At 29.6% G+C, this 24,362-nt stretch carries 23 protein-coding genes; 7 read left to right on the forward strand and 16 right to left on the reverse strand.

Features of this window, described 5'->3' with window-relative positions; all coding sequences use genetic code 11:
- Positions 1-44 precede the first annotated feature (44 nt).
- On the forward strand, positions 45-557 hold the full coding sequence (locus L1S49_RS15820) for a hypothetical protein (RefSeq protein WP_073022017.1): 513 nt from the start codon (positions 45-47) through the stop codon (positions 555-557).
- A gap of 177 nt (positions 558-734) precedes the next feature.
- Here the strand turns inward: L1S49_RS15820 and L1S49_RS15825 are convergent, their stop codons facing one another.
- Positions 735-1,307, reverse strand: coding sequence for a hypothetical protein (locus L1S49_RS15825; RefSeq protein WP_238906212.1), 573 nt, complete (start codon positions 1,305-1,307; stop codon positions 735-737).
- 156 nt (positions 1,308-1,463) lie between these two features.
- Here L1S49_RS15825 and L1S49_RS15830 point away from each other — a divergent pair, with 156 nt between their 5' ends.
- The 3 genes from L1S49_RS15830 to L1S49_RS15840 all read left to right on the forward strand — a co-directional run bounded on the left by L1S49_RS15830 (position 1,464) and on the right by L1S49_RS15840 (position 3,839).
- Positions 1,464-2,363: an HD domain-containing protein gene (locus tag L1S49_RS15830; protein WP_238906214.1), complete on the forward strand. Its 900-nt coding sequence runs from the start codon at positions 1,464-1,466 to the stop codon at positions 2,361-2,363.
- A gap of 705 nt (positions 2,364-3,068) precedes the next feature.
- Complete coding sequence (locus L1S49_RS15835) at positions 3,069-3,224, forward strand: hypothetical protein (RefSeq protein ID WP_021801625.1); 156 nt, start codon at positions 3,069-3,071, stop codon at positions 3,222-3,224.
- 447 nt (positions 3,225-3,671) lie between these two features.
- Positions 3,672-3,839 (forward strand): hypothetical protein, encoded by a 168-nt coding sequence (locus L1S49_RS15840; RefSeq protein ID WP_238906216.1) that lies wholly within the window; start codon positions 3,672-3,674, stop codon positions 3,837-3,839.
- Positions 3,840-3,893: 54 nt separating this feature from the next.
- On the opposite strand, the gene L1S49_RS15845 is transcribed toward L1S49_RS15840, so the two are convergent.
- The 4 genes from L1S49_RS15845 to L1S49_RS15860 all read right to left on the reverse strand — a co-directional run bounded on the left by L1S49_RS15845 (position 3,894) and on the right by L1S49_RS15860 (position 6,067).
- On the reverse strand, positions 3,894-4,706 hold the full coding sequence (locus tag L1S49_RS15845; RefSeq protein ID WP_238906218.1) for an alpha/beta hydrolase: 813 nt from the start codon (positions 4,704-4,706) through the stop codon (positions 3,894-3,896).
- Between the two features lie 72 nt (positions 4,707-4,778).
- Positions 4,779-5,507: a GNAT family N-acetyltransferase gene (locus L1S49_RS15850; protein WP_238906219.1), complete on the reverse strand. Its 729-nt coding sequence runs from the start codon at positions 5,505-5,507 to the stop codon at positions 4,779-4,781.
- A 12-nt stretch (positions 5,508-5,519) separates the two neighbouring features.
- Positions 5,520-5,852, reverse strand: coding sequence for a GNAT family N-acetyltransferase (locus L1S49_RS23420; RefSeq protein ID WP_343073986.1), 333 nt, complete (start codon positions 5,850-5,852; stop codon positions 5,520-5,522).
- Positions 5,849-6,067: a hypothetical protein gene (locus L1S49_RS15860; protein WP_238906223.1), complete on the reverse strand. Its 219-nt coding sequence runs from the start codon at positions 6,065-6,067 to the stop codon at positions 5,849-5,851. The genes L1S49_RS23420 and L1S49_RS15860 overlap by 4 nt, the downstream gene beginning before the upstream one ends.
- Before the next feature lie 153 nt (positions 6,068-6,220).
- On the opposite strand from L1S49_RS15860, the gene L1S49_RS15865 reads away from it, so the two are divergent.
- Positions 6,221-6,505: a hypothetical protein gene (locus L1S49_RS15865; protein WP_238906225.1), complete on the forward strand. Its 285-nt coding sequence runs from the start codon at positions 6,221-6,223 to the stop codon at positions 6,503-6,505.
- Between the two features lie 61 nt (positions 6,506-6,566).
- Here L1S49_RS15865 and L1S49_RS15870 read toward each other — a convergent pair whose 3' ends face one another.
- Both L1S49_RS15870 and L1S49_RS15875 read right to left on the reverse strand, forming a co-directional pair.
- Positions 6,567-13,613, reverse strand: a complete 7,047-nt coding sequence (locus L1S49_RS15870; protein ID WP_238906227.1) for a S8 family peptidase — start codon at positions 13,611-13,613, stop codon at positions 6,567-6,569.
- Complete coding sequence (locus tag L1S49_RS15875) at positions 13,613-15,382, reverse strand: S8 family peptidase (protein ID WP_238906229.1); 1,770 nt, start codon at positions 15,380-15,382, stop codon at positions 13,613-13,615. The genes L1S49_RS15870 and L1S49_RS15875 overlap by 1 nt, the downstream gene beginning before the upstream one ends.
- 208 nt (positions 15,383-15,590) lie before the next feature.
- Between L1S49_RS15875 and L1S49_RS15880 the strand changes: the two genes are divergently transcribed.
- Complete coding sequence (locus L1S49_RS15880; protein WP_238906230.1) at positions 15,591-16,070, forward strand: GNAT family N-acetyltransferase; 480 nt, start codon at positions 15,591-15,593, stop codon at positions 16,068-16,070.
- Positions 16,071-16,126: 56 nt separating this feature from the next.
- Here the strand turns inward: L1S49_RS15880 and L1S49_RS15885 are convergent, their stop codons facing one another.
- From L1S49_RS15885 to L1S49_RS15920, 8 genes are all read right to left on the reverse strand, one after another.
- The gene (locus L1S49_RS15885) at positions 16,127-16,930 is read right to left on the reverse strand and encodes a hypothetical protein (protein WP_238906236.1); all 804 of its coding nucleotides are present in this window, start codon (positions 16,928-16,930) and stop codon (positions 16,127-16,129) included.
- 32 nt (positions 16,931-16,962) lie between these two features.
- Complete coding sequence (locus tag L1S49_RS15890; protein WP_238906238.1) at positions 16,963-17,745, reverse strand: alpha/beta hydrolase family protein; 783 nt, start codon at positions 17,743-17,745, stop codon at positions 16,963-16,965.
- Between the two features lie 179 nt (positions 17,746-17,924).
- A complete protein-coding gene (locus L1S49_RS15895; protein ID WP_238906247.1) occupies positions 17,925-18,599 on the reverse strand; it encodes an ABC transporter permease in 675 nt (224 codons plus the stop codon).
- A complete protein-coding gene (locus L1S49_RS15900; RefSeq protein ID WP_238906249.1) occupies positions 18,592-19,515 on the reverse strand; it encodes an ABC transporter ATP-binding protein in 924 nt (307 codons plus the stop codon). The genes L1S49_RS15895 and L1S49_RS15900 overlap by 8 nt, the downstream gene beginning before the upstream one ends.
- 134 nt (positions 19,516-19,649) lie before the next feature.
- Positions 19,650-20,585 carry an ATP-binding protein gene (locus tag L1S49_RS15905; protein ID WP_238906265.1) on the reverse strand — a complete coding sequence of 312 codons (936 nt, stop codon included), beginning with the start codon at positions 20,583-20,585 and terminating at the stop codon, positions 19,650-19,652.
- 1 nt (position 20,586) lies between these two features.
- Positions 20,587-21,276 (reverse strand): response regulator transcription factor, encoded by a 690-nt coding sequence (locus tag L1S49_RS15910; protein ID WP_238906267.1) that lies wholly within the window; start codon positions 21,274-21,276, stop codon positions 20,587-20,589.
- On the reverse strand, positions 21,269-21,676 hold the full coding sequence (locus L1S49_RS15915) for a hypothetical protein (RefSeq protein WP_238906268.1): 408 nt from the start codon (positions 21,674-21,676) through the stop codon (positions 21,269-21,271). The genes L1S49_RS15910 and L1S49_RS15915 overlap by 8 nt, the downstream gene beginning before the upstream one ends.
- Positions 21,677-21,822: 146 nt before the next feature.
- Positions 21,823-22,611 carry a histidinol-phosphatase HisJ family protein gene (locus L1S49_RS15920; protein ID WP_238906274.1) on the reverse strand — a complete coding sequence of 263 codons (789 nt, stop codon included), beginning with the start codon at positions 22,609-22,611 and terminating at the stop codon, positions 21,823-21,825.
- Positions 22,612-22,812: 201 nt separating this feature from the next.
- On the opposite strand from L1S49_RS15920, the gene L1S49_RS15925 reads away from it, so the two are divergent.
- Entirely contained in the window at positions 22,813-23,364 is a 552-nt protein-coding gene (locus L1S49_RS15925) for a hypothetical protein (protein WP_073022063.1), read from the forward strand.
- An 89-nt stretch (positions 23,365-23,453) separates the two neighbouring features.
- Here the strand turns inward: L1S49_RS15925 and queG are convergent, their stop codons facing one another.
- Entirely contained in the window at positions 23,454-24,347 is an 894-nt protein-coding gene (gene queG, locus L1S49_RS15930) for a tRNA epoxyqueuosine(34) reductase QueG (protein WP_238906275.1), read from the reverse strand.
- Positions 24,348-24,362: the final 15 nt, after the last annotated feature.

Here is a 24,362-nt window from a genome sequence, read left to right on the forward strand (position 1 = left end):
TTTTTTGAGTAAACTAATAGTGTATTAATTTACTGGAGATAAGAATGTGGGAAGAACTTACAAAGGAATTAGATAAATTATCCCCAAAGGAAATGTCTGCTCAATATCATTTTTTAGGTGAAGGTATCGCAAGAAGAGTTTATGCTCTTGATGACGAATATGTAATTAAAATTTCCAAGGGTATAGATGGCTTTTATCAAAATTCTGTAGAAAATTATGTTTTTCAAAATGCTTCAAGTAATCTGAAAACTATATTATGCCCAATAGAATACTTTACTCCAAAACATATAGTTATGAGGAGAGCTACACCTATGTCTTTTTTTACTAAAACAAAATATATAAACATTAGTAATTTTACAGGATACTCACATATTAAAGATTATCTTGATACTTTAACAGATAAATTCTATCTTTTAGAGGAAGATTTATATTCCCCTACCTCATGGGGATTCCTTGATAATAGCTTACGTTTAATTGATTATGGTTGTACTAGTAATTATGGTGATTATTATTATGATTTTGTCTTTACCTTAGATAAGCTTGATAACTTTTGGTAAAAAAGTGGCTACGCCACTTCACTAGGGAACCCTATGTTTCCCTTCGACGACACTGAGTGTCTGAGCACCCTCCTTAAGAGGCGGGGAGCACAACCTTCCCTGCACCCCTTGCCTTTTTTATCGCATAGGAAGAATGTACTTTCCTATACGATAAAAAAGAGGATCTAAAACATCCTCTTATATTCCCAAAGGTATTTTTCCTGATAAAAGAGGTTCCCCACTTCTTTGTACATCTGGAAAATTATTTATATATTTTAATCCAAGTTCATATCCACGACCCCAATATTCATCTGATATATCAATTTTTTTCCTTTCGATAATTTCCATATCCTCAGATAAAAAATCCGCTATATTAGGTGTAAACCCTACCCATAATCCTTTTGGATTCTCACCTGGCATAATATCGTTGTCATATTCATTTCCATTTTTATAAGTATTTAATGAAAGTAGTTTTGATCCAATAGTAAGTTTGTATTCATTAATTAAATCTTTTGGAAAAGCTAAAATAGCTACACAATCTAAGTCATCTGAGTAAGCTGCTACTAAAAATGGATTTAATGAAACAACTATGGCTGGCTGGGGAAATCCACTTTTTATAATTTTTTTAAGCGTTTTTATTCTATACTTATTATATATTCCTTTATAAAAAGGTTTGTCTTTAAACAAATCTTCTCTTAATATTTGTAGTTTTCTCATGGATAAATTTATATCCATATTTATATCTCCATAGTAATAATTTTTGTAACTCATCCATATTCCTCCTACACATATAGGTTCTCTTAAATATATCTTATCACACTTTACATATTTTGGGAATAAATTGTAATTTTAATCTACTATTTCCTTAGAATAATTTCAATTTGTTTTTCTTATAATAAATTTAATGTCTTTGATGAGGTGAATGTTATGAATAATAAAGTGTATGCTAAAGATATACATATTTCTAAATCAATTATTAAATCAACTTTTATGATAATTAGAAAACTATATAAGGATGGTAAAAAAGATATTATTATTTTAGGAGATAGTTCTGGAGATTTTAAAGCATCTATAGTTGCAAATACAAGTTTAGAATTAGGAATGGTTTTGAAAGTTAAAGGAAAATATACTTCTATTTTCGAAGTTTCAGAATATGAAATTGAAAAAAATCCAGATTTAGATATATTTTTGCCTAAATATAATGGTGATATATCTAATCTTTTAGATGAGATTGAGAAAATTTCTTTAGAAGAATTTAAAAGCAAAGATGTTTTAACTTTAAATGAATTTTTCTTTAAGGATAAGGAATTTTTAGATATGTTTAAATCAGGCATAGGTGGAGTCTCTCAACATCATAACTATCGTGGTGGCCTTGCAGAACATACTTTAGGGGTTATGAAACTAACTAAACATCTTGCATATAGCTATAGAATAAGGCGTAAAGAAATTGCTATATTAGGGGCTAAGCTTCACGATATTGGTAAAATATATGAATTTTATCATGATTCTCCCTTTAGATATAGTTTAAGAGGAGAAATGGAAGGACATATAGTTATAGGCACTCAAATGGTTGAAAAGGCCTTTAACGAACAACCTACTCTTTATACTGAGGAATTTAAAGCAAGAATAAAAGCTTGCATAGTCCAACATCATGGAAAATTAGAGTATGGTTCTCCTAGGGAACCTAAAACAGAAGAAGCCTTGATTTTAAGTATTGCTGATAACATAGATGCTACCATGAATAAGGTTCAGCAGATTAGAGATATTACTCCCGAAGGTAGTTGGTCAGAGTATGATAAAAGAATTAACAGCAAATTGTTTTTATAGAAATAAGGTATTCCTCACAAGTTTAGGAATACCTTTTAAAAAGTTTCACAGTTTTTTAAAGAACTTTATTACTGCTGTCATGAAAAGTCCTGCCACTAAAAATAATTGTAAAAACTTTTTAACCTCTAAATTGGTGGTAAAAATGGAACCAATTAAAATTCCTATAAAAAGAATAATCATTAGAATAAATCTAAAAGTTTTAATGATTATCACCTACCTAAAAGAAATACTATAGTAAATCTTTAATATTTTATTCCTTATTACAATATATTCAACTGCTTCTAAATTCTCCCCATAATTCAAAAGAGATTTAATAAATCTAAAACTTTAAACCTCGCAAAAATGAACTTATTAATGAATTTTTCATTTTAACTATGGATTTTTTTGAATTTATATCATATACTAGTTATGGATAGTGAAGTGTTTCATTTATCTACATAAATATAGTATATATATTTAATTTTATATATACAGCTTTAAATGGAAAATTTTAATATTTTCCTATATTATTCGATACTATTCATTTCATTTCGGCACAAAATGAAATATTAGTATATAGATTTACCCTTCATCATTTAGAAAGGCTTGTTTACCCCAAGCCTTTCTTATATTTTGCCCAAAATTTCTTTTTTAGGTTATAACTCCTTATGATATTTTCTTAATATTTATTAATACTAATAAAGAATGAAATAAGGAGGTGTAGCTATGAAAAATGATAATAAAAGAACTTTTACTAAAGAAAATGCTTTAAGAAATGGAACTAAAACTCAAGATCAATGGTCTAAAAATCAAATTTCTCAGACTATAGAGGAACCTGGCAAAAATGACAGTTATGTTGAAGCTAAAAAAAGAGGTTTTTAATTCCTTAACTTACCAGAATATAAAAACCAATTTAGGTTAATATAATATCAAGGAACAAATAGTGATTAAGCCAATACTTAAATAATTCTTTTAGATTTATTTAAGCTTGCTAGAATTAAGTATAAATTTATACTTAATTCTAGTGAATTCTATATGGTTAGGAAAAGTGTTTTTGTAGTCGGAAACTAAAACTTCTTATTATACTAATATTCCAACTTATCATATAGGGTTTAGCTAACATCATATAAGGTGTTGTAATGATATTATATAGCCGTAAGGTTATATAAGGTTGTGTAGATATTTTATATGGTGGAACGACTCATTGTTATAGGTAGTGATTTATTTGTATTTAGTCGAAAGATTATCTATGTATAATAAATTATTTATAATGGTGTTAGTTTAATCCTATTTGTTCTTTTTCTATTAAATTAAAAGAAGGTGTAAACATTGAGAAAATCAAATAAAGTTAAAGATAGTGATAGTTTTAAAACTGTATATAAAGAAAAAATTCATGATGAAAAAGGCACCTACATAAGTGAAGTTCAAGAATTCAATAAACCTGAAGATTATGATGAAGCATTTAAACAATATTATCCTAATGATAAAGAAATTTAAAAAATAAAGTTGTTGCAAATCATTGAAAAATAAATTTGCAACAACTTTTTTCTATTAATCTTGTAATAAAAATTCTGTAAAATTTTTATTAAACTCCTCTAACTCATCATAAAAGATACCATGTCCACTATTTTCGAAAGTATATAAAACTGAATTATTTATGCCCTTCTTCATTTCTAACGCAAATTCGTAAGGGCAAACCTTATCTTTTTTTCCATGAAAAATTCCAGTTGGAACATCTATGTTTTTTAAATCATTCCTTAAATCTTCGTCTCTTAAGGATACAGCTGTTTTTATTGTTGAATAGTTCTCCCCCTCTAGACCAAGACCATTAAACCAAGCTCTAAAATTAGGAGTAACTTCTGTATTAAAAAATATTTTTCCAAACTCACTTATCATTTCAGGTCTATTTTCATAAGTGTCTAAAATTAACTTATTTACTTCCTCTATACTTTTCCCATAAGGATAGTCTTCTCTTTTCGTAAACACAGGAGCCGCTGCTGATAATAAAGCCAGTTTTTTTACTCTGCTTTTTTTATATCTAGATAGATATCTTATTGCTATAGCCCCTCCCATTGAAAATCCTACTAAGGTTATATTTCTAAGGTTCAACTCTTCTATAACAAATCTAATATCATCAGCTAATCTATTATAACAATATCCATGCCAAGGTTTATCAGATTTTCCGAAACCTCTTAAGTCTATAGCAACACATCTAAAATTATAATTAGGTAGAAAATTTAATTGATACTCAAACATCTTATGATTTACTGGCCATCCATGAATAAAAACTATAGCATCTTCATACCCTGGATTCAAGTCTTTGACATATAATTTCACTCTATCTTCAACTTCCACAAAATGCATTGTTATAGCTCTCCTAAGTATTTATATTCATATATACTTTATGTAATAAATAGATAAATTAGACCAATTTATCTATTTAATCCTATACCAATATTTATATATTTCTTTAAAACCAATTTTCTTATATAGATTGATTGCGGAGATATTGTTATCTACTACCTGCAAATAAGCCTTTTCTCCTCCATTATCTTTCGCTTTTCTAAGAGTAGCTTTTATTAATTTTTCTCCTAATCCTTTATTTCTATGATCTTCATCAACAATTACATCAAAAATACCTACGTGATTTCTTTCTAAAACACCTAATGTGCATCCAACAACTTTATCTTCATCTAATATTGAAACAAAAAATTTCTCAGAAATTATATTGTTAAACATTTTTTCTATAGTATTTTTATTTTCTTCACTTAACTTATTTAACTTACAGAATGCCTCTAACCATCCCCCATTAAAATCATCTTCTATTTTTATGTTATGAGAAACTTCAAAGTCACTCTCTTCTATATCAAGAGTCTGAAATCTAGTAATATCTTTTACTAAATAACCCTTTGATTCTAGTATTTTATCTAGGTTATTAGGAAAAATCTTGGGTGTTATCTTAAAAACAATAGGTATATTTTTCTCCTTAAAGATTTTTTCACATTCTTCTATTTTATCGTGTATATTTTCATTAGAAAAATATACAGGATTTATGGAATTAGCCCTTTTTGTGTATCCATTCGCAAATCTTAAAATCCAACCATCATATAAAATGGTTTGTATCGCTGGCCAAGCATTCATTGATAACTCTTCTAAATATAACATTTTACACCTCTACTATTTCTTCTCTACTGCCATTGTCCATCTATCTATATTTTCAAATCCTAATCTATGATAAATACTACCAGCCTTAGGGTTATCATAAAATAAACATAGGCTTTTTCCCTCTTTTAATAAATCATCACATAAACTAGATAAACATTTTGTAACATGTCCCTTTTTTCTATCCCCTTTTTTGCATGCTACTCCAACTATCATAGCTGCTTTAGTACATTCAGCTGTACTTTGAGTAATTGCACATATTTCATCTTTTTCATTTTTTGAATAATATATTCTTGAAGTTTTACTTCTTATATTTTCTGAAATTCCCTCTGGAGAATTTGTACTTATCGTATCAAACTCATCAAAGGAACAAAACTTTCATGATATCTTAAAAGAATACCTACTAAATCATTGTTTTCATTAAAAGAACCCCATAATTTTTGAAAATCTTCATTAAATCCATTATTCTCTATATCTCCAATTATAAATAAATTTATAGCAGGCTCCTCACTTAGAAAGTTTAATGAAATCTGTCTATCTGATTCCTTTAGTTTTCTTATCATCCCATCTCCTCCAATGTTACAAATTTTTTCCTATTAGTATAGCTTAAGTTATTTTAATATAATTTTCAATAATAATTATCTATTTGTTTTATATATTTTCAAACTTTGATAAAATATAATTATACAAGTCAAATATAATATGGAGGAATCATTATGTATAAAAATGTAAAAGTAAAACTAAAAAAAGATGTAACAAGCACTGACTTTTGGAGAGCTACTTATCATAGCGATTCTAATTTTGGTATAAGACTTGTTCATAATTTCGATACCATGAAAAAAAACTATATGAAGGGCAGATTATATAAATATGGTTCTTTAGAGGTTGAAATACCTATGTCCTATTATAATAAACAAAATGAAACTATAGATTTTGATACTATAGAATATGGCTATATTAAAGATGGAAAAAATATATGGGATATTGATGAATTAAGTTAAATCCTAGAAATCTAAAAAGGAACAAATAGTCTTAAGTTCTATTTGTTCCTTTTTATGATTTTCACTTAGAATATCGTTCTTTAGGTAATCTAATAAATAGATTTTTAAGATAATATTCTCTACTATTACCTTCTAAAATCTCTTCTTCAGGACTACTTCTTATTGCCTCAAAAGCCATTCTAAAATCTAACATTCCATATCCCCAATTAGGGTTTGGATAAATATCACCCGGTCTTTTATTAGTTCCTCTTATTAAATAGGTTTTAAGCTTTGAAGCATACATATTGGGATCATTATTATTTACTATTCCCCACTGAAGTACCAATGCACTACATCCTGCCGTTATTGCTCCAGCTACACTCGATCCAGATACAACTTGAGTTCCTCCACCAACAGAAGTAACTATTTGATTCACTCCCCCTGCTGCTATATCAGGTTTCACAATATTATTTCTTGTATATCCTTTACCCGAGGTTGGTACAATACTATTATTGTTTTGATTGTAATAACCTACACTTATAGCTCTTTCAGATGTTGATGGTATTGTTAATGTAGTATTGCTTGTTGGGTTAAGAAAAGCTGTTCCTGGTGCTATTAACTCTCGTTGTAATAACCAAGAGTCGTATCTACCTACTGTAATTAATTCACCTATTAGAATAAATTGCCATATTCCCTCTTTAATATTTTCTGCAAAAATAACTATCTTCTGATCTCCAGTAATTTCTTCTGGAATTAAAAACGATACATACATCCTAGTTTTTTCGTATACAAAGTTAATATCAGCATCTTCCTTAAATTTAGGAACTATCTTTTTTATAATCTCTCCTGTAGGAGATATTATCGAAAGCGAAACCTTATCTGGTTTTGTTACCCATATCTCAAACTTAATGTCTTTTTGCTTTGCTCCTATTTTTAGCTCTATTGTTTTTGAATCCCCAACAAACTCTATCATTCCTGATGTATGGGTGTCTGTATTCCCTTGATTTCCTGTTGGTACTACAACTACTATTCCCTTACGATTTGATATCTCATCTATATATCTTTCTAAAAAAGTAGTTCCATTATGAGCTCCTGTATTTGTTCCTAAAGGAACATATATAACCATAGGTCTGTTTAATTCTAAAGCTAACTCATATAAATATCTGACTGCAAAAAATACTCCAGTTCCTCTATAACTAGGAACATCTCCATATATACCAATAAACTCCCGACCTTTTTTACTACTCATTCTAGGCTTTACAACAACCATATTACTTCCTGGCGATACTCCTTGAAGTTCTGGAGTTGTACCTCTTCCAATCAGTATACTTGCCATATGTGTGCCATGACCAATTTCATCTTTAGAAGGAACTATTGAATATGGATCTCCTCCACTTGCTTTCAATTGTATTGCTCTATCTATTTCTTCTTTACTATATTCTACACCACCTACAAGTTCTGGATTTATTATAGTAGGAACTATTGTTTGATCCCATATAGTCAAAATTTTAGAGGTTCCATCCTCATTAATAAACTGTTCATTTAAATAATCAATACCTGTATCTACAAGTCCTATAACTACACCTGTGCCATCTAATGCAAAATTTGAGCTATTTATAAATGATGGAGCTTGAGATGCTTCTACTGGCGATATATCGCTTAAGGTATATGCTTCTACTGGATCATTATATATTATTTCAGGAATTGATCTTATAAAAGCATCTGAATTTTCTATAGGAATTGCTATAGCAGCTCTTCTATTATCTAATATATAGAGTCCTGTATTAGGGTATTTTGCCATAGCACTTCTAATATCACCTTGATACTCAATCAATACACCTCTATGAGAATCTTGGTTAAAATAATTAATATTTTGTATGTTTACTAGCTCTCTACTTCCCTCAATTATTCCTCTTATATTATCAAATACCCCTTTCATATTTAACATCCCATAACCCCATTGAGGATTTGGATATATATCTCCAGGTCTTTTGCTCGTTCCCCTTATTAAGTATGTTTTAACTTTGGTTGCGTATAAGGTTATATCATTTTTATCTACAATGCCCCACTCCATTATTAAGGCACAACATCCAGCTACCACAGCTCCAGCTACACTAGATCCGGATACTAGCTTAGTTCCTTCATTAACATCTGTTGTGATCTGATTAATTCCTCCAGCTGCTATATCCGGTTTTATCATATTCTTCCGTGTATATCCCCTTCCAGATTCAGGTACTATAGAGTTATTACTTTGATTATAAAAAGCTACACTTATAGCTCCAGCTGATGTTGATGGCGTAGTTAGTGTAATCTGAGGATCTGGATTTAGAAACCTAGTATCTTCAGCTAGTAATTCTTTTTGCAGTATCCATGAATCATATCTTCCAACTACAATTAATTCTCCAGTTAATTGAAACTTCCATATACCTGGTTTCATTTTTCTACATACAATAGTTATTCTTTGATCTCCCGTAATTTCCTCTGGTATTGAATATTCTACTATCATATTAGTTTCTTCATAAACAAAATTAACCTCTGTAAAACCCTTAAGTTTTGGTGGAACTCTTTGTATAACTTCTCCTGATGGTGAAGTTATTGATATTGATACCTTATCTGGCTTAGTTATCCATATTTCGAAGCGTATATTGGACTGATTCCTACCAACTCTGAGCTCTATAATACCAACATCTCCAACACCTTTTATAAGACCGGATGTATGTGTGTTAGTGTTTCCTTGATTTCCACTAGGTACTACTACTGTTATCCCATTATATGAAGATATCTCATCTATATACCTATCTGTAAATCCATCTCCGTTATGAGGGCCATTATTAGTACCAAGGGGGAGAAATATTACTATTGGCCTATTTAATGATAGTGAAAGCTCATATAAATATCTTACTGCCATAAAAAGTGTTGTACTTCTAAACACTGGAGAATTACCATAGATTCCATAATACTCTTTCACTAGCTTAGATGCTTCCTTAAGCTTAACTATTGCTAAATCACATTTAGGAGCTACTCCTCTAAATACAGGCGTTGTTCCTTTTGCAGCTATTATTCCAGCCATATTTGTTCCATGACCTAGTTCATCTTTAGATGGAACTATTGCATAAGGATCTCTTCCATTAACACTTTCATTTATTGCTCTATTTATTTGTTCTTGACTATATATAGTACCTTGAATTAGTCCTGTGGTCTCTTGATTACTTTCTATTGTTTGATCCCAAATAGACAATATTCTGCTAGAACCATCATCATTTATAAACTCGTTATTAAGATAATCAATTCCACTATCTATTATGCCTACCACAACCCCTCTTCCATCTAATGGTAGATATGTGTTATTATAAAATAAGTTTGCACCTGAAGCTTCTATAGGAGATATATCACAGAGTGTAAATACAGCTCCTGAATCTATAACAATTACTTCGGGAATAGATGAAATTATATCTATAGCTTTAACAAAAGACTCTTCTATAGCTATTATAGCTCTAGTATCATCTATTACATAAGCATAGGTATTAGGAAATCTTTTTACAGCCTCAACTATATCTCCATTGTATTCAACCAAATAATTCCGTCCTTTTTCCTCTAGAAATTTATTTTCTGATAGGTTTGGAGAAATTTCTCTATAACTTTTATTCTCTAGACTTCTTATATTGTCAAAAACTTTTTTCATATCAATAGTTCCATATCCCCACTCTGGATTAGGATATACATCTCCTGGCCTTTTATCTGTTCCTCTAACTAAATAAGTTTTCATCTTGGTTGCATACATTCCTGTATCATTACCTTTTACTATACCCCACTCCATTATAAGAGCCGCACATCCAGCTATAATTGCTGCCGCTACACTGGATCCGCTTACAAGAACATTTGTACCTTCAAGACCAGTAGTTAATGCATTTATTCCTCCTGCCGCAAGATCTGGTTTTATTCTTCCATCACTACTAAAGCCACGTCCTGAACTTTCTACTATGGTATCATAATTCTGATCATAATAACTTACAGAAATAGCTTCTAAAGATGTTGAAGGTAGTGTTAGTGTCGTATAGTGATTAGGCTTAATAAACATAGTCCTAGGTGCTAATAGCTCTTTTTGTAATAGCCACGCATTATATTGTCCTGTTGACACAAAATCTCCAATAAGTCTAAAAATCCAAATACCTTCTCTTATATTACGTGCAAGTATAACTATCTTTTCATCCCCAGTTTTTTCTTCTGGAATGAAGTAAGTTATTGACATCTGTGTCTTCTCATATATAAAGTTTATCTGTGTTGCTTCGTTGAGTTTAGGTGGTACTCTTTCAACGATTTCTCCTGAAGGTGAAACCACAGATAATGCAAATTTATCTGGCTTAGATACCCATATTTCTAATCTTATATCTTTTTGATTTTTATCAACTTGTAATTCAATATTATCTATTCCACCTTGATTTCGTATTACTCCAGATGTATGCGTAAAAGCTTCTCCTTCATTACCTGTCGGAACTACAAATGTTATTTCCCGACTTTTAGAAATTCTATCTATATACCTCTCAGTGGATGAAAATCCATTATGAGCCCCCATAGTCGAACCTAATGGCAGTAATATTATCATAGGTTTTGCTATATTTAAGCTTAATTCATATAAATAATTAATGGCTAAAATAATATCAATACTATAGAATACAGGTCTATTCCCGTATACTCCATAATAATCTCTAAGTCCTTGACTTCCCTCCTTTAATTTAACAATTGCAAACTCACATTTTGGAGCCACTCCTATAATATCGGGATTAACCCCTCTTGCCCCAACAATTCCAGCCATGCTTGTGCCATGACCTATTGTATCCCTTGACGGAACAATAGCATATGGATCTCTATCTTGCTTCATTTCCTCTATAGCTTTATTTATGTCTGCCCTTATAAATTCACTTCCTATTGGATGCCCTGCTATTTTTCTTCCACCTTCTTCAGTTTGGTCAAAAATAGAAATAATTCTTGTATTCCCCGCCTCATTAATAAACTCTTCATTTAAATAATCTATTCCTGTATCAATTATACCAACTACGACTTGTGATCCACTTAAAGATAAAAAGTTGTTTTGTGCATTTGTATCCTGGAACATAATTGCCCCTGAAGCTTGAAGTGGAGAAATATCACACAATGTATATATTGCGCCTGGTGATACATAGGTTATCCTATTTCTTAAGGAAGCTATAGCATCATCAATTGACATTACCGTTGTTTGTATTAGTGCCCTCTCGTTATCTATAATTTGAACATTTACGCCATTAAGTTTGTTAGCATCTCCAACTATATCTCCCTGATATTCAACTAAAGCATATTCTATATTTTGTCTAGACATTTCATTTAAATTTTCTCTTCCCCTTGATGCACCTAAAAGCCTTAATGAATCATAAGCACATATAGTACCATATCCCCAAGTAGGATCTGGATAAACTATTTCTTTTCTTTCTCTTTTTGATCCTTTGGATAAATAATATTTAAGCCTATCTCCAAATAAAAACGGATCATTTCCCCTTACAATTCCCCATTCTAAGAGCAGTGCACATATTCCCGCTACATGTGGTGCTGCCATCGAGGTTCCAGACTTAGTTTCAAAACTCCCTCCTGAAACCGTTGATAATATCTCATCACCTGGAGCAACAAGATCAGGTTTATTAAAAGATCCTACCTCAATTTTTCCTCTTCCTGAAAATGGTGAAATGGAATTGGTTAAGTAATTATAACTACCAACTGATATTACACTTTGTACCGTTGCAGGTATGCCTAACGTGTTATATACACTTGGATTTAGAAATTTCGTTTTTGTATTTAAAGCTTCTGATATAGGAAGCCATATGTTGTAAATCCCTCTATACTCATTTAATAACTGTAAGTTTATACTCCACTGCCCACTTGGAACATAGTCTGCTGAAGGGACTATGCTTACAATTATTTCTCCATTTATGTCAAAAGGTTTAGGCCCAGTATTATAGATAATACACCTATCCTTGCCTATACTCATTTCTTTATATCCTTCATTTAAAACTATATTTCCTGTTCTTTCTCCTAGTGGATTTGTTATTTGTATAGATAATTCACTTAAAAGAGGCTTGTATAACTGTAAAGATACTGATGTTTCTGCTTCCGAAATACTTAATATAATATTATTAGTATTCTCTAATAATCCTTGAGTATGATGTGCAGCATCACCTTCATTTCCAGCAGCTACAACTATAGCTACCCTTTCAAGCTTGCATATAGTCTCTATATATTGTTCTAATAAACTAGTTCCATTATGTGCACCATCATTAGTGCTTAGACTTATATTTATGACACTTGGTCTATTTAATTCTTTTGCCCTATCTACAATAAACTTTATTCCTCTCATTATCTGTGTACTTAAGGCATAATTTAAAAGACCACCTCTTGCTGTTTTAACCATTATTATTGAACTTTTATAAGCTACACCATAGTTTACCCTGGGAACTCTTCCACCTGCACAAGCTATTCCAGCAACATGTGTTCCATGATTTAAAGGATCCCTTACATTTACTACTGAATATGGGTTTTGTGCTCTTATAGCTTCATTTATTTGTGTACTATTATATACTCTTCTATCTTCCCCTAAATCATAAATATAATCTATTCTAGTATTTCCATTTTCATCTCTAAATGCAGGATGAGTGTAATCTATACCCGTATCAATAAATCCAACTATGACACCTTCACCTGAAAGTCCATAACTTTCCCATGCACTTAAAACACAGCAAGCCCTATTACTATAATAGTCAGATGTAAATAACACCTTAGGAAGCTCAACATATTGAACTCCTTCAAGTTCTGATAATCTTCTAATATCTGATGCTTTAACAGTTACTATTCCAAAACCAAAACCTAAATTTTCAAACACTCCACCTATTTTGGCAGTAGAACTTACAATTTGATCTAAATTATCTCCAAATAATACTATAACTTCAACATTACCTTGGTTTATTTTTTCATTTTCTGATAAAGCAACCACTTTATATATTAGCTGTCCCGGGACATTGTTTAACAAATTTAATCCACTATCAAACTTATTTGTTTCTATAATAAACACCTCTAAATCATTGCTATTTAACTTATAAAAATTCATTAGGGAAGTCTTACAAATAAACTTCCTACATAATATCCATCTCTATCTTTGTTTTTTCTTCTTTTTCTATTTTCATAATCTAAAAATCTAATATTATCGAATACTCCCTTTAAATTGAGCATCCCATACCCCCATTCCCTATTGGGATATGTATCACCTAATCTTTTTTCTGTTCCTCTTATTAAATAAGTCTTAAGTTTTGGTGAATATAAAGATGGGTCATTCCCCTCAACTATACCCCACTGATATATTAAGCTACAGCATCCGGCTGTAACTGCTGCTGCTACACTTGTACCGGTAATGGTTTGAGTTCCACCCCCTACAGATGCAACTAATGCATTTACCCCTCCTGCTGCTATATCAGGTTTAATCTTTCCGTCTCTTGTATAACCTCTTCCAGATAACCCAACTACAGAATTATTACTTTGATTATAAGCTGCCACGGTTATAGCTTGAGTGGCTGTTGATGGTGTTGATAATGTTATATATGGATCTGGTCTTAAAAATTTAGTTTCTGGTGCTAACAACTGTCTCGAAACTAAATAAGCATCATATCTTCCAGTTACAACTAATTCCCCTAAAAGTCTAAACTTCCATATACCCTCTTTAATATTTGTAGCTTTTATAATTATTCTCTCATCTCCTGTTTGCCTTTCAGGTAAAAGGTATTCAATAATCATCCTAGTTCCTTCATATAGAAAACTTACTTCTGTTTGCCTATTAGGAATAGGTGGAACCCTTTGTACTATTTCACCTGTTGGAGATACTATTGATAATGTAAACTTGTCTGGATTTTTGACCCAAATCTCCATCCATATATTTCTTTGATTACTATCTACCTTTAATTCTATTTCTGATACATCACCTACATTCGTTAATTCTCCAGAAGCATGATTTTCTCCATCTCCTTGATTTCCTGTAGGTGTCACAAATGTTATTCCTCTAGTAGCAGAAATTTCATCCATAAATCTTTCAGTTGTACTTAATCCATCTTTAGGTCCAGTATTAGATCCTAAGGGTATTAAAATCACCATTGGCATATTATACCTAACTGCTACTTCGTATAAATATCTCATTCCAAGTATCAACGCTACTGTAGTGTACACTGGGCTATCTCCAACAACCGCATATTCACTTTTCGTACGCTCATCAGCTATAGCTAACTTAACTATTGCAAAATGACATTTAGGTGCAACCCCAATAACTTCGGGATTAACGCCTCTAGCTCCTGCAATACTTGCCATATAAGTACCATGTCCTTGGTCATCTCTAAGTGGTACTATTGAATATGGGTCTAAACCTTGATTTTTTGCTTTTATTGCATTATTAATATCCTCACTTGAATAATCTTTTCTCCCAGTTTGATCTAACATTGCTAATATTCTTGTGGTGCCATCCTCATTTATAAACTCTTCATTTAAATAATCTATTCCGGAATCTAAAATTCCTATAATAGTCCCCGTTCCATCTAATTGAAGATAGGGGCTTGTATGAAATAAGTCAGCTCCGGCAGCATTTCCAGGTGATGTCTCGCAAGGAGAATATAAAGCATTAAGCTCTACATTAGCAACATATCCACCAAGTCCCTTTATGACCTCTGAAATATTTCCTAAAACTACCAATATAGCACGACTTCTATCTACAATTATTAATCTTGCATTTGGGAACTTATTCATCTGGCTTTCTATATTACCTTGATACTCAATTAAAATAAAATTAGCATCATTCCAATTAAAATTTGGATCTAAGGCCTCTATACTTGGCAGCATTATTTATCACCTCTAAAACTTAGTAATACTATAAAATATTCATTTTTTTTAATTATTACTACTATAATCATTAAATTTATATTTTTATATTATTAAGAATAAATTTCAGAATTAATATTTTAGGTTACTAATTTTAGCTTTACTCTTAAATTTTATAATGTTATAATCTCAGTAATTATAGTAAATCAAGGAGGATTTATAGGATAAGATGTCAAGCATTATAACTTTAGATTTTTATAAAGAAAAACACCTTCCAGAACTACTAAAGTTCTGCCTTCCCCCAGAACAAGAAGTTTTTACCGCGCTTCCTAAAGATGTGCTTCATCTTTGCTTATCAGATAGACACAGGTTTCCTATTGTTGTATTACTCGATGATGTGGCTGTTGGTTTTTTTATTCTTCATTACGGTAGAGATATAATGGAATTTATACATAATCCCAATGCAATTTTATTACGTTCTTTTTCAATTAATTATAGGTTTCAAAAAAACGGATATGCAAAACAAACTTTAAAACTTGTTCTTGAATTTATAAAAAATAACTTTTCAGGCATAAACCAACTAATCTTGGCTGTAAATGAAAAAAATACGCCTGCTCAAAACCTATATTTACGTTGCGGATACACTGATACTTCAATAAAAAAAATAGGACCTAAAGGTCCTCAACTTATATTTCAACACTCTATTTAAAATAAGATGCTGAGAACTTACTCAGCATCTTATTTTTTCTTAATTTATTTTAATGTTTAAATCTTCAGTTTTAAAAGAATTATACTTATAACATATGTTATTAATGAAAGAATAACTGCTAAAATTAATATGGAAGTCATCAAAATATTATATTTTATAATAGTAACTTGCGATATTAAGTTTGAAAATCCTATAGCATTAAGTATAAGTAATAAGAGAAATATAACACCTAATCCCTTTGAAGCTCCTTTTACATCTGCCTTACTTAAGGATATATGAGAAGCTATGCAAATTGATAGAAATAAAAATAAATAGAAATAGGGATTTTTAAAGTTTTCTATAAGAAAAATATTTTTTAAAAAACTTTTATATAAAAGAAGTATATTATAAAAAACTTCTTTATTTAATACTTCGAACTTTAATCCTTCTTCAAGAATTTCAATTAAATTAAAATAGGATCTAGGAATAGCAAATCTCATTAAAGCTATAATTGATATAGTTCCTCCAAACATAGGCGCAATTCCTATAAAAAAGTTACCTATCTCATGATATAAATTATTTTTTCTATAACTATGTTTTACATATCCCATGGTTCCATTTGCATCTGGTTTTTGAAAAAGTTTTACTTCAGTTATTTTATGACCAAAAAGTAAGGCTATTAATCCATGACTTAATTCATGTATAGGTACTCCTATAAAACCTGTAATCATAAGAGACTTACTTCCAAATCTTTTTTGAAAATTTTTGAGTGAATTATTTCTTAATGCTCCTAAAATAAATCCTATTACAATTATAACTGCTGTCAAATATAATGTTTCTACTATTGTTTTTGTTATTACATCTATAATAATATTACTCATCAAATCACCTTTTAATTTAAGCTTTATCCTATTTATAAATTAAGCCACTCTATTGCTTTTTTAATATAAGTATCCCAAAAATCCCATTCATGTCCTCCTGGTCCTTCTTCGTAAGTGGATGAAATTCCTTTTTCTTCTAGATACTTTTTAAATCTAACATTGGATTCATATAAAAAGTCCTCTGTTCCTATAGCTTGATATATTCCTGGAAGTTTAAGACCGTTTTTAGTCAGATTTTCTATAAGTGAATATATTTTATATGGATTAACCTTTTCAGGATTCTCGCCAAACATTGCCTTTAACTTAATAAAAGGAGGTTCCTTTGAAAAATCAACGCTTTCCAAAGCATCAACAGCTCCTGATAAACAAACAGCTGATGCAAACTTATCTGGATTTCTAAGTGCTATCATAAGTGCACCATATCCCCCCATTGATAAGCCACCAATAAAATTATCTTCCTTTTTATCTGACAAAGGGAATGTCATTCTAACAAACCTTGGAAGTTCTTCTGTAATAAATGTGTAGTAGTTATGCCCGTATTCTGTATCTACATAAAAGCTATTTTGAACTGAAGTCATTACTAATGCTAGATCTTTCTCTTCAGCATATCTTTCAACATTAGAATGTCTAGTCCAGCAACTATAATCATCAAACATTCCGTGTAACAAATATAAAGTTTTAAACTTTTTAATAGGATAAACTTCATCCAAAGTTTTTTCATATTTATTCATATCAAATAATGTTGGAATTACTACTCTTACATTTACTTTTGTATTTAGTACATATGAGTGAAAATTGCAATCTATCAATGCCATATTTAATACTTCCTTTCATATCATAAAATTAATTTATACCTATTATTATATCAGTAGCTGAATCTAAAACCCAAATTTTTCTTTAAACTTTCTATTAATAATCATCTTGCTACTCGTAATGAATATAGTATACAATTGTAAGATAAACTCCACCTTGATTAATTTCAAGGTGGAGTTTATTAGTTTAATAAATCAGCATTTTCAACATTTCTTATAGATAAATATGAAGCTATTATTCCAATAACACCCATAGCAGTCGTAATTATTATTGATTCTTGAACCCCATTTCCTAATATGCTAAGTACTATAACTGATGTTACTATAGTAGCTACTGTACTCTTTTTCTTCATACCTACGAACATTGGGATTAAACTAATAAAAGAAAAGATTAAAGAAAAAATTAAAGTATTAACTAACCCTTTAGAAATTATCTCTAATGTCAATCTTTCGTCAAAAATATAAATAAATTTATTCATAATATATATACATATATTTACGAATATGCTAGATAAAAACATACTTAAAAAGGAAAAACTTAATATTAAAATCACTTTCGATACCATTATCTTCATCCTTTTTATTGGGTACATAAACATAATATTTATAGTTTTATTTGTATATTCGCTAATCATAACCCTAGATATTATTACAGCAGTAAAAACTAAAAATACTGCCCTTACCATTAACCCATCAAATTCAAACATAGTATTATAGTCATATATAGGTAAATCTCCTTCAGTTTTAGCTAGATAAACAGTAATCATTAATAATGCCACTAATATTATATTGGTTATAACTACTGATTTAACACTTATTTTAGCCTTTTTATATTCAAGCTTTATTAAATTAAGCACTTCTTTCACCATCCTTTAATAATTTTAAGAAATGATCTTCTAAAGAATTATTTTTTTTGTTTATTGCTTCTATATTAACATCATTTAGAATTAAAGCCTTTGATATCTCATTTTGGCTTAATCTTAAATCATATATTCTTATAAGTGTATTTTCTTCAACTCTTATATTGGTTATATTTAAGTTGTTTTCTAAAACAAAAGCAGCTTTAGAACAATCCTTAGTTACAATTTCTATATACTCACTCTTTTCCCCTCTAATCTCTTCCATAGAAACTTCTTCAACCAATCTTCCATTATTTATTACTGCAATAGTGTCTGCTATTTGCTCTATTTCACTTAAGATATGGCTTGAAATTAAAATAGTCATTCCATATTCTTTATTTAACATTCTAAGTAAATTTCTCATGTCCTTTATACCAATAGGATCAAGTCCATTAATAGGTTCATCTAATATTAATAACTCCGGTTTAGTTAATATAGCCCTTGCTATTCCTAACCTCTGTTTCATTCCTAATGAATAATCCTTAACTGCTTTATTTTCAATGTCCTTTAAATCTACTAAATCTAGTGCTTTATCAATAGCTTCTTTATTATGATATCCCATATACTCACAATGAAGTTCAAGATTATCTCTTCCAGTTACCTTGTCATAAAATACTGGGTACTCAATTATAGTTCCCATTCTTTTTAAGACTTCATATGATGTGTTTGTGAGCTTCTCTCCGAAGATTTCTATTTCTCCCTCAGTTGGTTTAACTAAGTTAGTAATAAGCTTCATGATTGTAGTTTTTCCTGCTCCATTTGGTCCTAGAAATCCATATATCTCACCTTTTTTAATGTTCATATTAACATTTGAAACAACATTTTTATCCTTAAATGTTTTTGTTAAGTTTGTAGTTTTTAATATATATTTCAATGCTCTCACTCCTTTTATTACCTTATCTCTAAGTTTATTCTAAATCTTCAACTTCTCTTTTTTATTAATCAAATCTTACAAAATACTTAAGTTTAAAAACCAAGATGCATTAATTTTGTACATCTTGGTTTCATTTAATAGTCTATTCTTTTTAACTTAACTGTAAATGTTGTTGTTTTATAAGGTATACTTTTTAAAAATATTTCACCATTCATCTTTTCAACTAATCTTTTGGTTATTGTAAGACCTAACCCACTGCCTTGAAAAACCCTATTTCTTGAGTCCTCAAGTGTATACATTCTTTCAAAAACCCTATCTACCTTATCTTCTTCTATCCCTCTTCCTTTATCTATTACATGTATATAAATAGATTTCTCATTTTCTTCTATACTTAATCCTATAAATTTGCCATCTGTTCCATATTTAACAGAATTAGAAAGTAAATTATTTAAAATTCTATCAAGTGCTTCTTCATTTCCAAAGGCATATAAATCTTTTTCTGGAATATTAATATCTACCTCAAATCCTTTAGAATTTAATATATCATAAAAGTTCAGTATATTTTTTCTGCATACCTCATTTATATTTATCCTAGTCAGAGAAATATCCTTATCCCCTGATTCTAATTTAGCTAAATCAAAAAACTTATTTATTAAATCAATTACCTCAATAGTTTTGTCATGCACTTTCTCTAAAAGTACTTCTTTCTCATCATTGTGCATATCTTTATCTAAATTTATAGTCTCTATATAACCTAAAACTACAGTAAGAGGGGTTTTTAAATCATGAGAAATATTTGAAAGCATTTTTCTCATAGAATCTTCTTTTTTTCTATATTCAGCTAAAATCTTTTGATTGTTTTCTAAAAGATTATTGATTTCTAATAATAGATCTTTTAAAACCTTATCATCAGTTACAACCAGTACCTTCTCTTCGTTATTATCATTTAATATTTGTTTTAATTTTCCCTTTATATATACTAAGTTTTCATTTCTAGCTTTTTGCGAAAAATACTGATACAAAATAATACAGATTAATATAGCTATTACAATCCATAAAATAATAAGCAAATTAGTTTACCTCCAACTTATACCCAATTCCCCACAAGGTTTTTATATATTCAGGCTTTGAAGGATCATCTTCAATCTTCTCTCTAAGTCTTCTCATATGTACATTTATAACATTTTCATCTCCATAATATTCTTCTTTCCATGCAAAACTGTAAATTTGAGCTTTTGTGAAAACTCTATTAGGATTCTTTACAAATAACTTTAATATATCAAACTCTTTTGATGTAAGTTGAATATTTTGCCCATTTTTACTAACCAAAAAGCTATCTAAATCTATAGTTATATCTTTGATTTTAATTATATTGTCTTCTTTGTTAGTGGAATATTTAGTAGCTCTTCTAATGGCAGCCTTTATTCTTGCTGATATTTCTATCATTGAAAAAGGTTTAGCTATGTAGTCATCCGCCCCAAGCTCTAGTCCTACAGCCTTCTCTACATCACTACCTTTAGCTGACATTATTAATATAGGAACTGAACTTTTATTCCTTATTATTTTCATAGTATCAAGTCCATCTAGTTTAGGTAACATTAGGTCTAATATTATTAAATCAAAATCATCATTAAGAAATTTTACAACTCCTTCTTCTCCATCAAAAGCAGTTGTAACACTAAAACCATCTTTTATTAGATAATTTTTTACCATATCACTTATAGATACATCATCTTCAATTATTAAAATATTATTATTCATCCTTATCATCTTCCTTAATTTTAGTTATAAAAGGTAAATCAAAAAGAGAAATTCCTAATGAAAGTACAATTGACACTGGTATGCTTGTACTTAATCTTAAACCCTTGGCTTTAGTAAAATAATATAGGATAAAATCCAAAATAACTATTAGGATAAAAAATACTATAAACTTAAATCCCCTATCTTTTATGTTCTTGGAATCTAACTTTATTAATTTTAATATGGAGTCTACTAATAGATACAAATATACAATCACTAATAGAAAAATGTTTCCCACTACTAACCCTATAGTAAAATCTCCAACTATATTTTTAAAAACGATAACTAATGAAGCTATTGTCCAAATAAATAATACTGCTATCATTGCTAGTTTAATATGTATAGATTTTAATTTTTTCATTTTGCCTTCCTCACTTGCTTCTTTTATGTAAATTATACCACCTGACCCTTCTGATTCCAATAAGTAAAATAGAGTGTTCTAAACATTTGTTAATACACACCCTATTTTGTTAAATGGATCTAATGAAACTACTGAAAAAATAAATTCTACAGTGGTATAAGTGTTACTTTTCTTTTATCATAGGTAGCTATATAGTTAAAATTTATTTCCTTAAGAAACTCATATACGTACTCTATCCCTTCCCCTACTCTATCAGCACTATGTGCATCAGATCCAACAGTTATTATTTCTCCACCTAATTCTTTATATCTTTTAACTATATCTAGTTTAGGCATAAAATCATTATGTTTTTTTAATATAGAGGTGTTAATTTCAATACCTTTTCCTTTTTCTATAACTTTTTTTAATAAATTATCTATTAGATCTAAATAATCTAAATAATTATATCTCGAATATTTATTCCAAGCATATCGTTGGACTAAGTCCATATGTCCCAACACATCATATTCACTTGTATCTGCAAGTTCATACATTTCTAAAAAGTAGTTTTTGTACACTTCATCAATATCTTTTTCTTCTATATGATTAATTACACCTATATTATCTATTCTATGAAGTGAACCTATTATAAAATCTATAGGTTTTCCTTTTAAATAATCATCTATCTCTTTAATCCTTAAATGTCCTTCTCCTATTTCTAAACCAAGTTTAATATTTATATCATTATTTGTTGAATTATACTTTGAAATCTCTTGCGCATATTCCTCAAAGTCTAAGAATCCATAACTAACATTGCCTTCTATCATACTGAAATGTTCTGTTAGGCATATTTCTTTAATATGTTTATCTTTTGCTTTTAAAATTATATTTTTAATATCCTCTTTAGAATCAAAAGAAAATTTTGAGTGTAGATGGTAATCATTATACTTATACATATATTGCTCCCCTTATTATTAAAGTATTTAGTAAGTTATTACTTTTTTATTATAAGCTTAATTATATTTCTGTTAAAGTGATAGTTTTGAATATTTGTTAAAAATGTTTCAATTCTATTAACATTTCCATTGACAAAAAAATAACGACACTGTAATATATAAATGAAAACGTAATACCAATTTAGAGGGGGACAAACTACTATGAAAAAATTTTTAGGAATCGTATTATCATTAGGTCTTGTTTTAGGACTAGCTGGATGCGGAAGCAAAACAGAACCTGCATCAACTTCTCCAGTTGATACAAGCAACATAAAAATGGGTAAAGTTGAATATGCTGCTCACGGAACTAAATGTTTCACAATTGCAGTAGCTACAGTATCTGGTGATACAATCGTTGGAGCTTATTTAGATGATTATCAATTCATGAGCACAGATGTAGCAACAGGCGTACCTAACTCCGATAAAGATTTTGCTAAAGGTTATGCTGATCCAAAAAATGTTTTAGCTTCAAAGAAAGCTAATACTGAATACTACAACAAAAATATGAAAGAAAAAGGTAAAGCTACAACTCCTGTTGAAGATTCTTTAGCAGCTATCGAAAAATATGTAACTGGTAAAACAGTTGCTGATTTAGAAAAAGTATTAAAAGATACTAGCACTGAAAAGATGGTTGATACAGTAAGTGGTGCTACATTAGTTGATACTAAAGGTTATGTTTCAGCTCTTGTTGAAGCTGCAAAAGCTGCAAAATAATTAATTTAATTAATAGGGGTATTAATTAGAAATACAAATCCAAATTAAGAAACACTCTGATTTTATATCAGAGTGTTTTATATTTTATCTTAATTTTTATTAATTATTTCACAATTTCTTTCTAGTATTTTCCTCCCTCTCCAGCCAAAGGCTTTATGTTTATATCTTCTTGTAAACTCTTTGTTAGAAATTTTGCTTATTTCTTCACAATCTATCTTATATTTTAAATCCATCCTAAACTCTTCTAATATAGTTTCCTCAATTCCTTTATTATGAGGGCATACATTTTGACAAACATCACATCCCCATATCAATGATGTTTTTTTAATTATTTCTTCTTCTTCTTTAGTGGGTTCTTCTTTTTTTTGAGTTAAATATGACTTGCATTTGAGTGGGTTTATTGTGAAGTCTCCTTGAATACATTGTCCCGGGCAGGCCTTCATACATCTTAAACATTGAACACAAGTTTTTTCAATAGGCTTATCAGCCTCAAAAGGATAATTATTTAATATGTAACCAATAAAAACATAACTTCCATACTTATCTGTTATTATATGATTGTTTATTCCCCAAAACCCTAAGCCTGCCTTATGAGCCAAGTATCTATCGCTTAAAGGCCCAATATCTGAAAACTCCTTATAATGAAAACCCTCTATATTTTCACTTAAAAATTCTCCTATTTTTTTAAGCTTATCTTTAGCTACTATATGATAATCTAGCCCATAAGAATATTTAGAAATATTACCTTCCGCGCTTTCCCCAATATAATATGGAAATAGACATACTATAACTGATTTTACTGTTTCTAAGGTTAGTCTTGGATCTACCCTTTTTTCTATATCCATCTCTTCGAAACCAGTTAAAAACCCTCTTTCTATCTGCTTTTCCCATCTTTCTTTAAAGTCATAATATGGTCCTGGTGGAGCTATTCCAACACATTCTATATCTATCGATTTGCAAAAATCTATTAAAGCTTTTTTCATTGTAATTAAGCTCCT

This window comes from Clostridium sp. YIM B02506 (assembly GCF_022324845.1).
GTDB lineage: Bacteria > Bacillota > Clostridia > Clostridiales > Clostridiaceae > Clostridium_T > Clostridium_T intestinale.

What these genes read in the sequence shown, in the direction of transcription:
- L1S49_RS15820 (WP_073022017.1), top strand. Translation starts at nt 45, where the DNA reads ATGTGGGAAGAACTTACAAAGGAATTAGATAAATTATCCCCAAAGGAA.
- L1S49_RS15825 (WP_238906212.1), bottom strand. Translation starts at nt 1,307, where the DNA reads ATGAGTTACAAAAATTATTACTATGGAGATATAAATATGGATATAAAT.
- L1S49_RS15830 (WP_238906214.1), top strand. Translation starts at nt 1,464, where the DNA reads ATGAATAATAAAGTGTATGCTAAAGATATACATATTTCTAAATCAATT.
- L1S49_RS15835 (WP_021801625.1), top strand. Translation starts at nt 3,069, where the DNA reads ATGAAAAATGATAATAAAAGAACTTTTACTAAAGAAAATGCTTTAAGA.
- L1S49_RS15845 (WP_238906218.1), bottom strand. Translation starts at nt 4,706, where the DNA reads ATGCATTTTGTGGAAGTTGAAGATAGAGTGAAATTATATGTCAAAGAC.
- L1S49_RS15850 (WP_238906219.1), bottom strand. Translation starts at nt 5,507, where the DNA reads ATGTTATATTTAGAAGAGTTATCAATGAATGCTTGGCCAGCGATACAA.
- L1S49_RS15860 (WP_238906223.1), bottom strand. Translation starts at nt 6,067, where the DNA reads ATGATAAGAAAACTAAAGGAATCAGATAGACAGATTTCATTAAACTTT.
- L1S49_RS15865 (WP_238906225.1), top strand. Translation starts at nt 6,221, where the DNA reads ATGTATAAAAATGTAAAAGTAAAACTAAAAAAAGATGTAACAAGCACT.
- L1S49_RS15870 (WP_238906227.1), bottom strand. Translation starts at nt 13,613, where the DNA reads ATGAATTTTTATAAGTTAAATAGCAATGATTTAGAGGTGTTTATTATA.
- L1S49_RS15875 (WP_238906229.1), bottom strand. Translation starts at nt 15,382, where the DNA reads ATGCTGCCAAGTATAGAGGCCTTAGATCCAAATTTTAATTGGAATGAT.
- L1S49_RS15880 (WP_238906230.1), top strand. Translation starts at nt 15,591, where the DNA reads ATGTCAAGCATTATAACTTTAGATTTTTATAAAGAAAAACACCTTCCA.
- L1S49_RS15885 (WP_238906236.1), bottom strand. Translation starts at nt 16,930, where the DNA reads ATGAGTAATATTATTATAGATGTAATAACAAAAACAATAGTAGAAACA.
- L1S49_RS15890 (WP_238906238.1), bottom strand. Translation starts at nt 17,745, where the DNA reads ATGGCATTGATAGATTGCAATTTTCACTCATATGTACTAAATACAAAA.
- L1S49_RS15910 (WP_238906267.1), bottom strand. Translation starts at nt 21,276, where the DNA reads ATGAATAATAATATTTTAATAATTGAAGATGATGTATCTATAAGTGAT.
- L1S49_RS15915 (WP_238906268.1), bottom strand. Translation starts at nt 21,676, where the DNA reads ATGAAAAAATTAAAATCTATACATATTAAACTAGCAATGATAGCAGTA.
- L1S49_RS15920 (WP_238906274.1), bottom strand. Translation starts at nt 22,611, where the DNA reads ATGTATAAGTATAATGATTACCATCTACACTCAAAATTTTCTTTTGAT.
- L1S49_RS15925 (WP_073022063.1), top strand. Translation starts at nt 22,813, where the DNA reads ATGAAAAAATTTTTAGGAATCGTATTATCATTAGGTCTTGTTTTAGGA.
- queG (WP_238906275.1), bottom strand. Translation starts at nt 24,347, where the DNA reads ATGAAAAAAGCTTTAATAGATTTTTGCAAATCGATAGATATAGAATGT.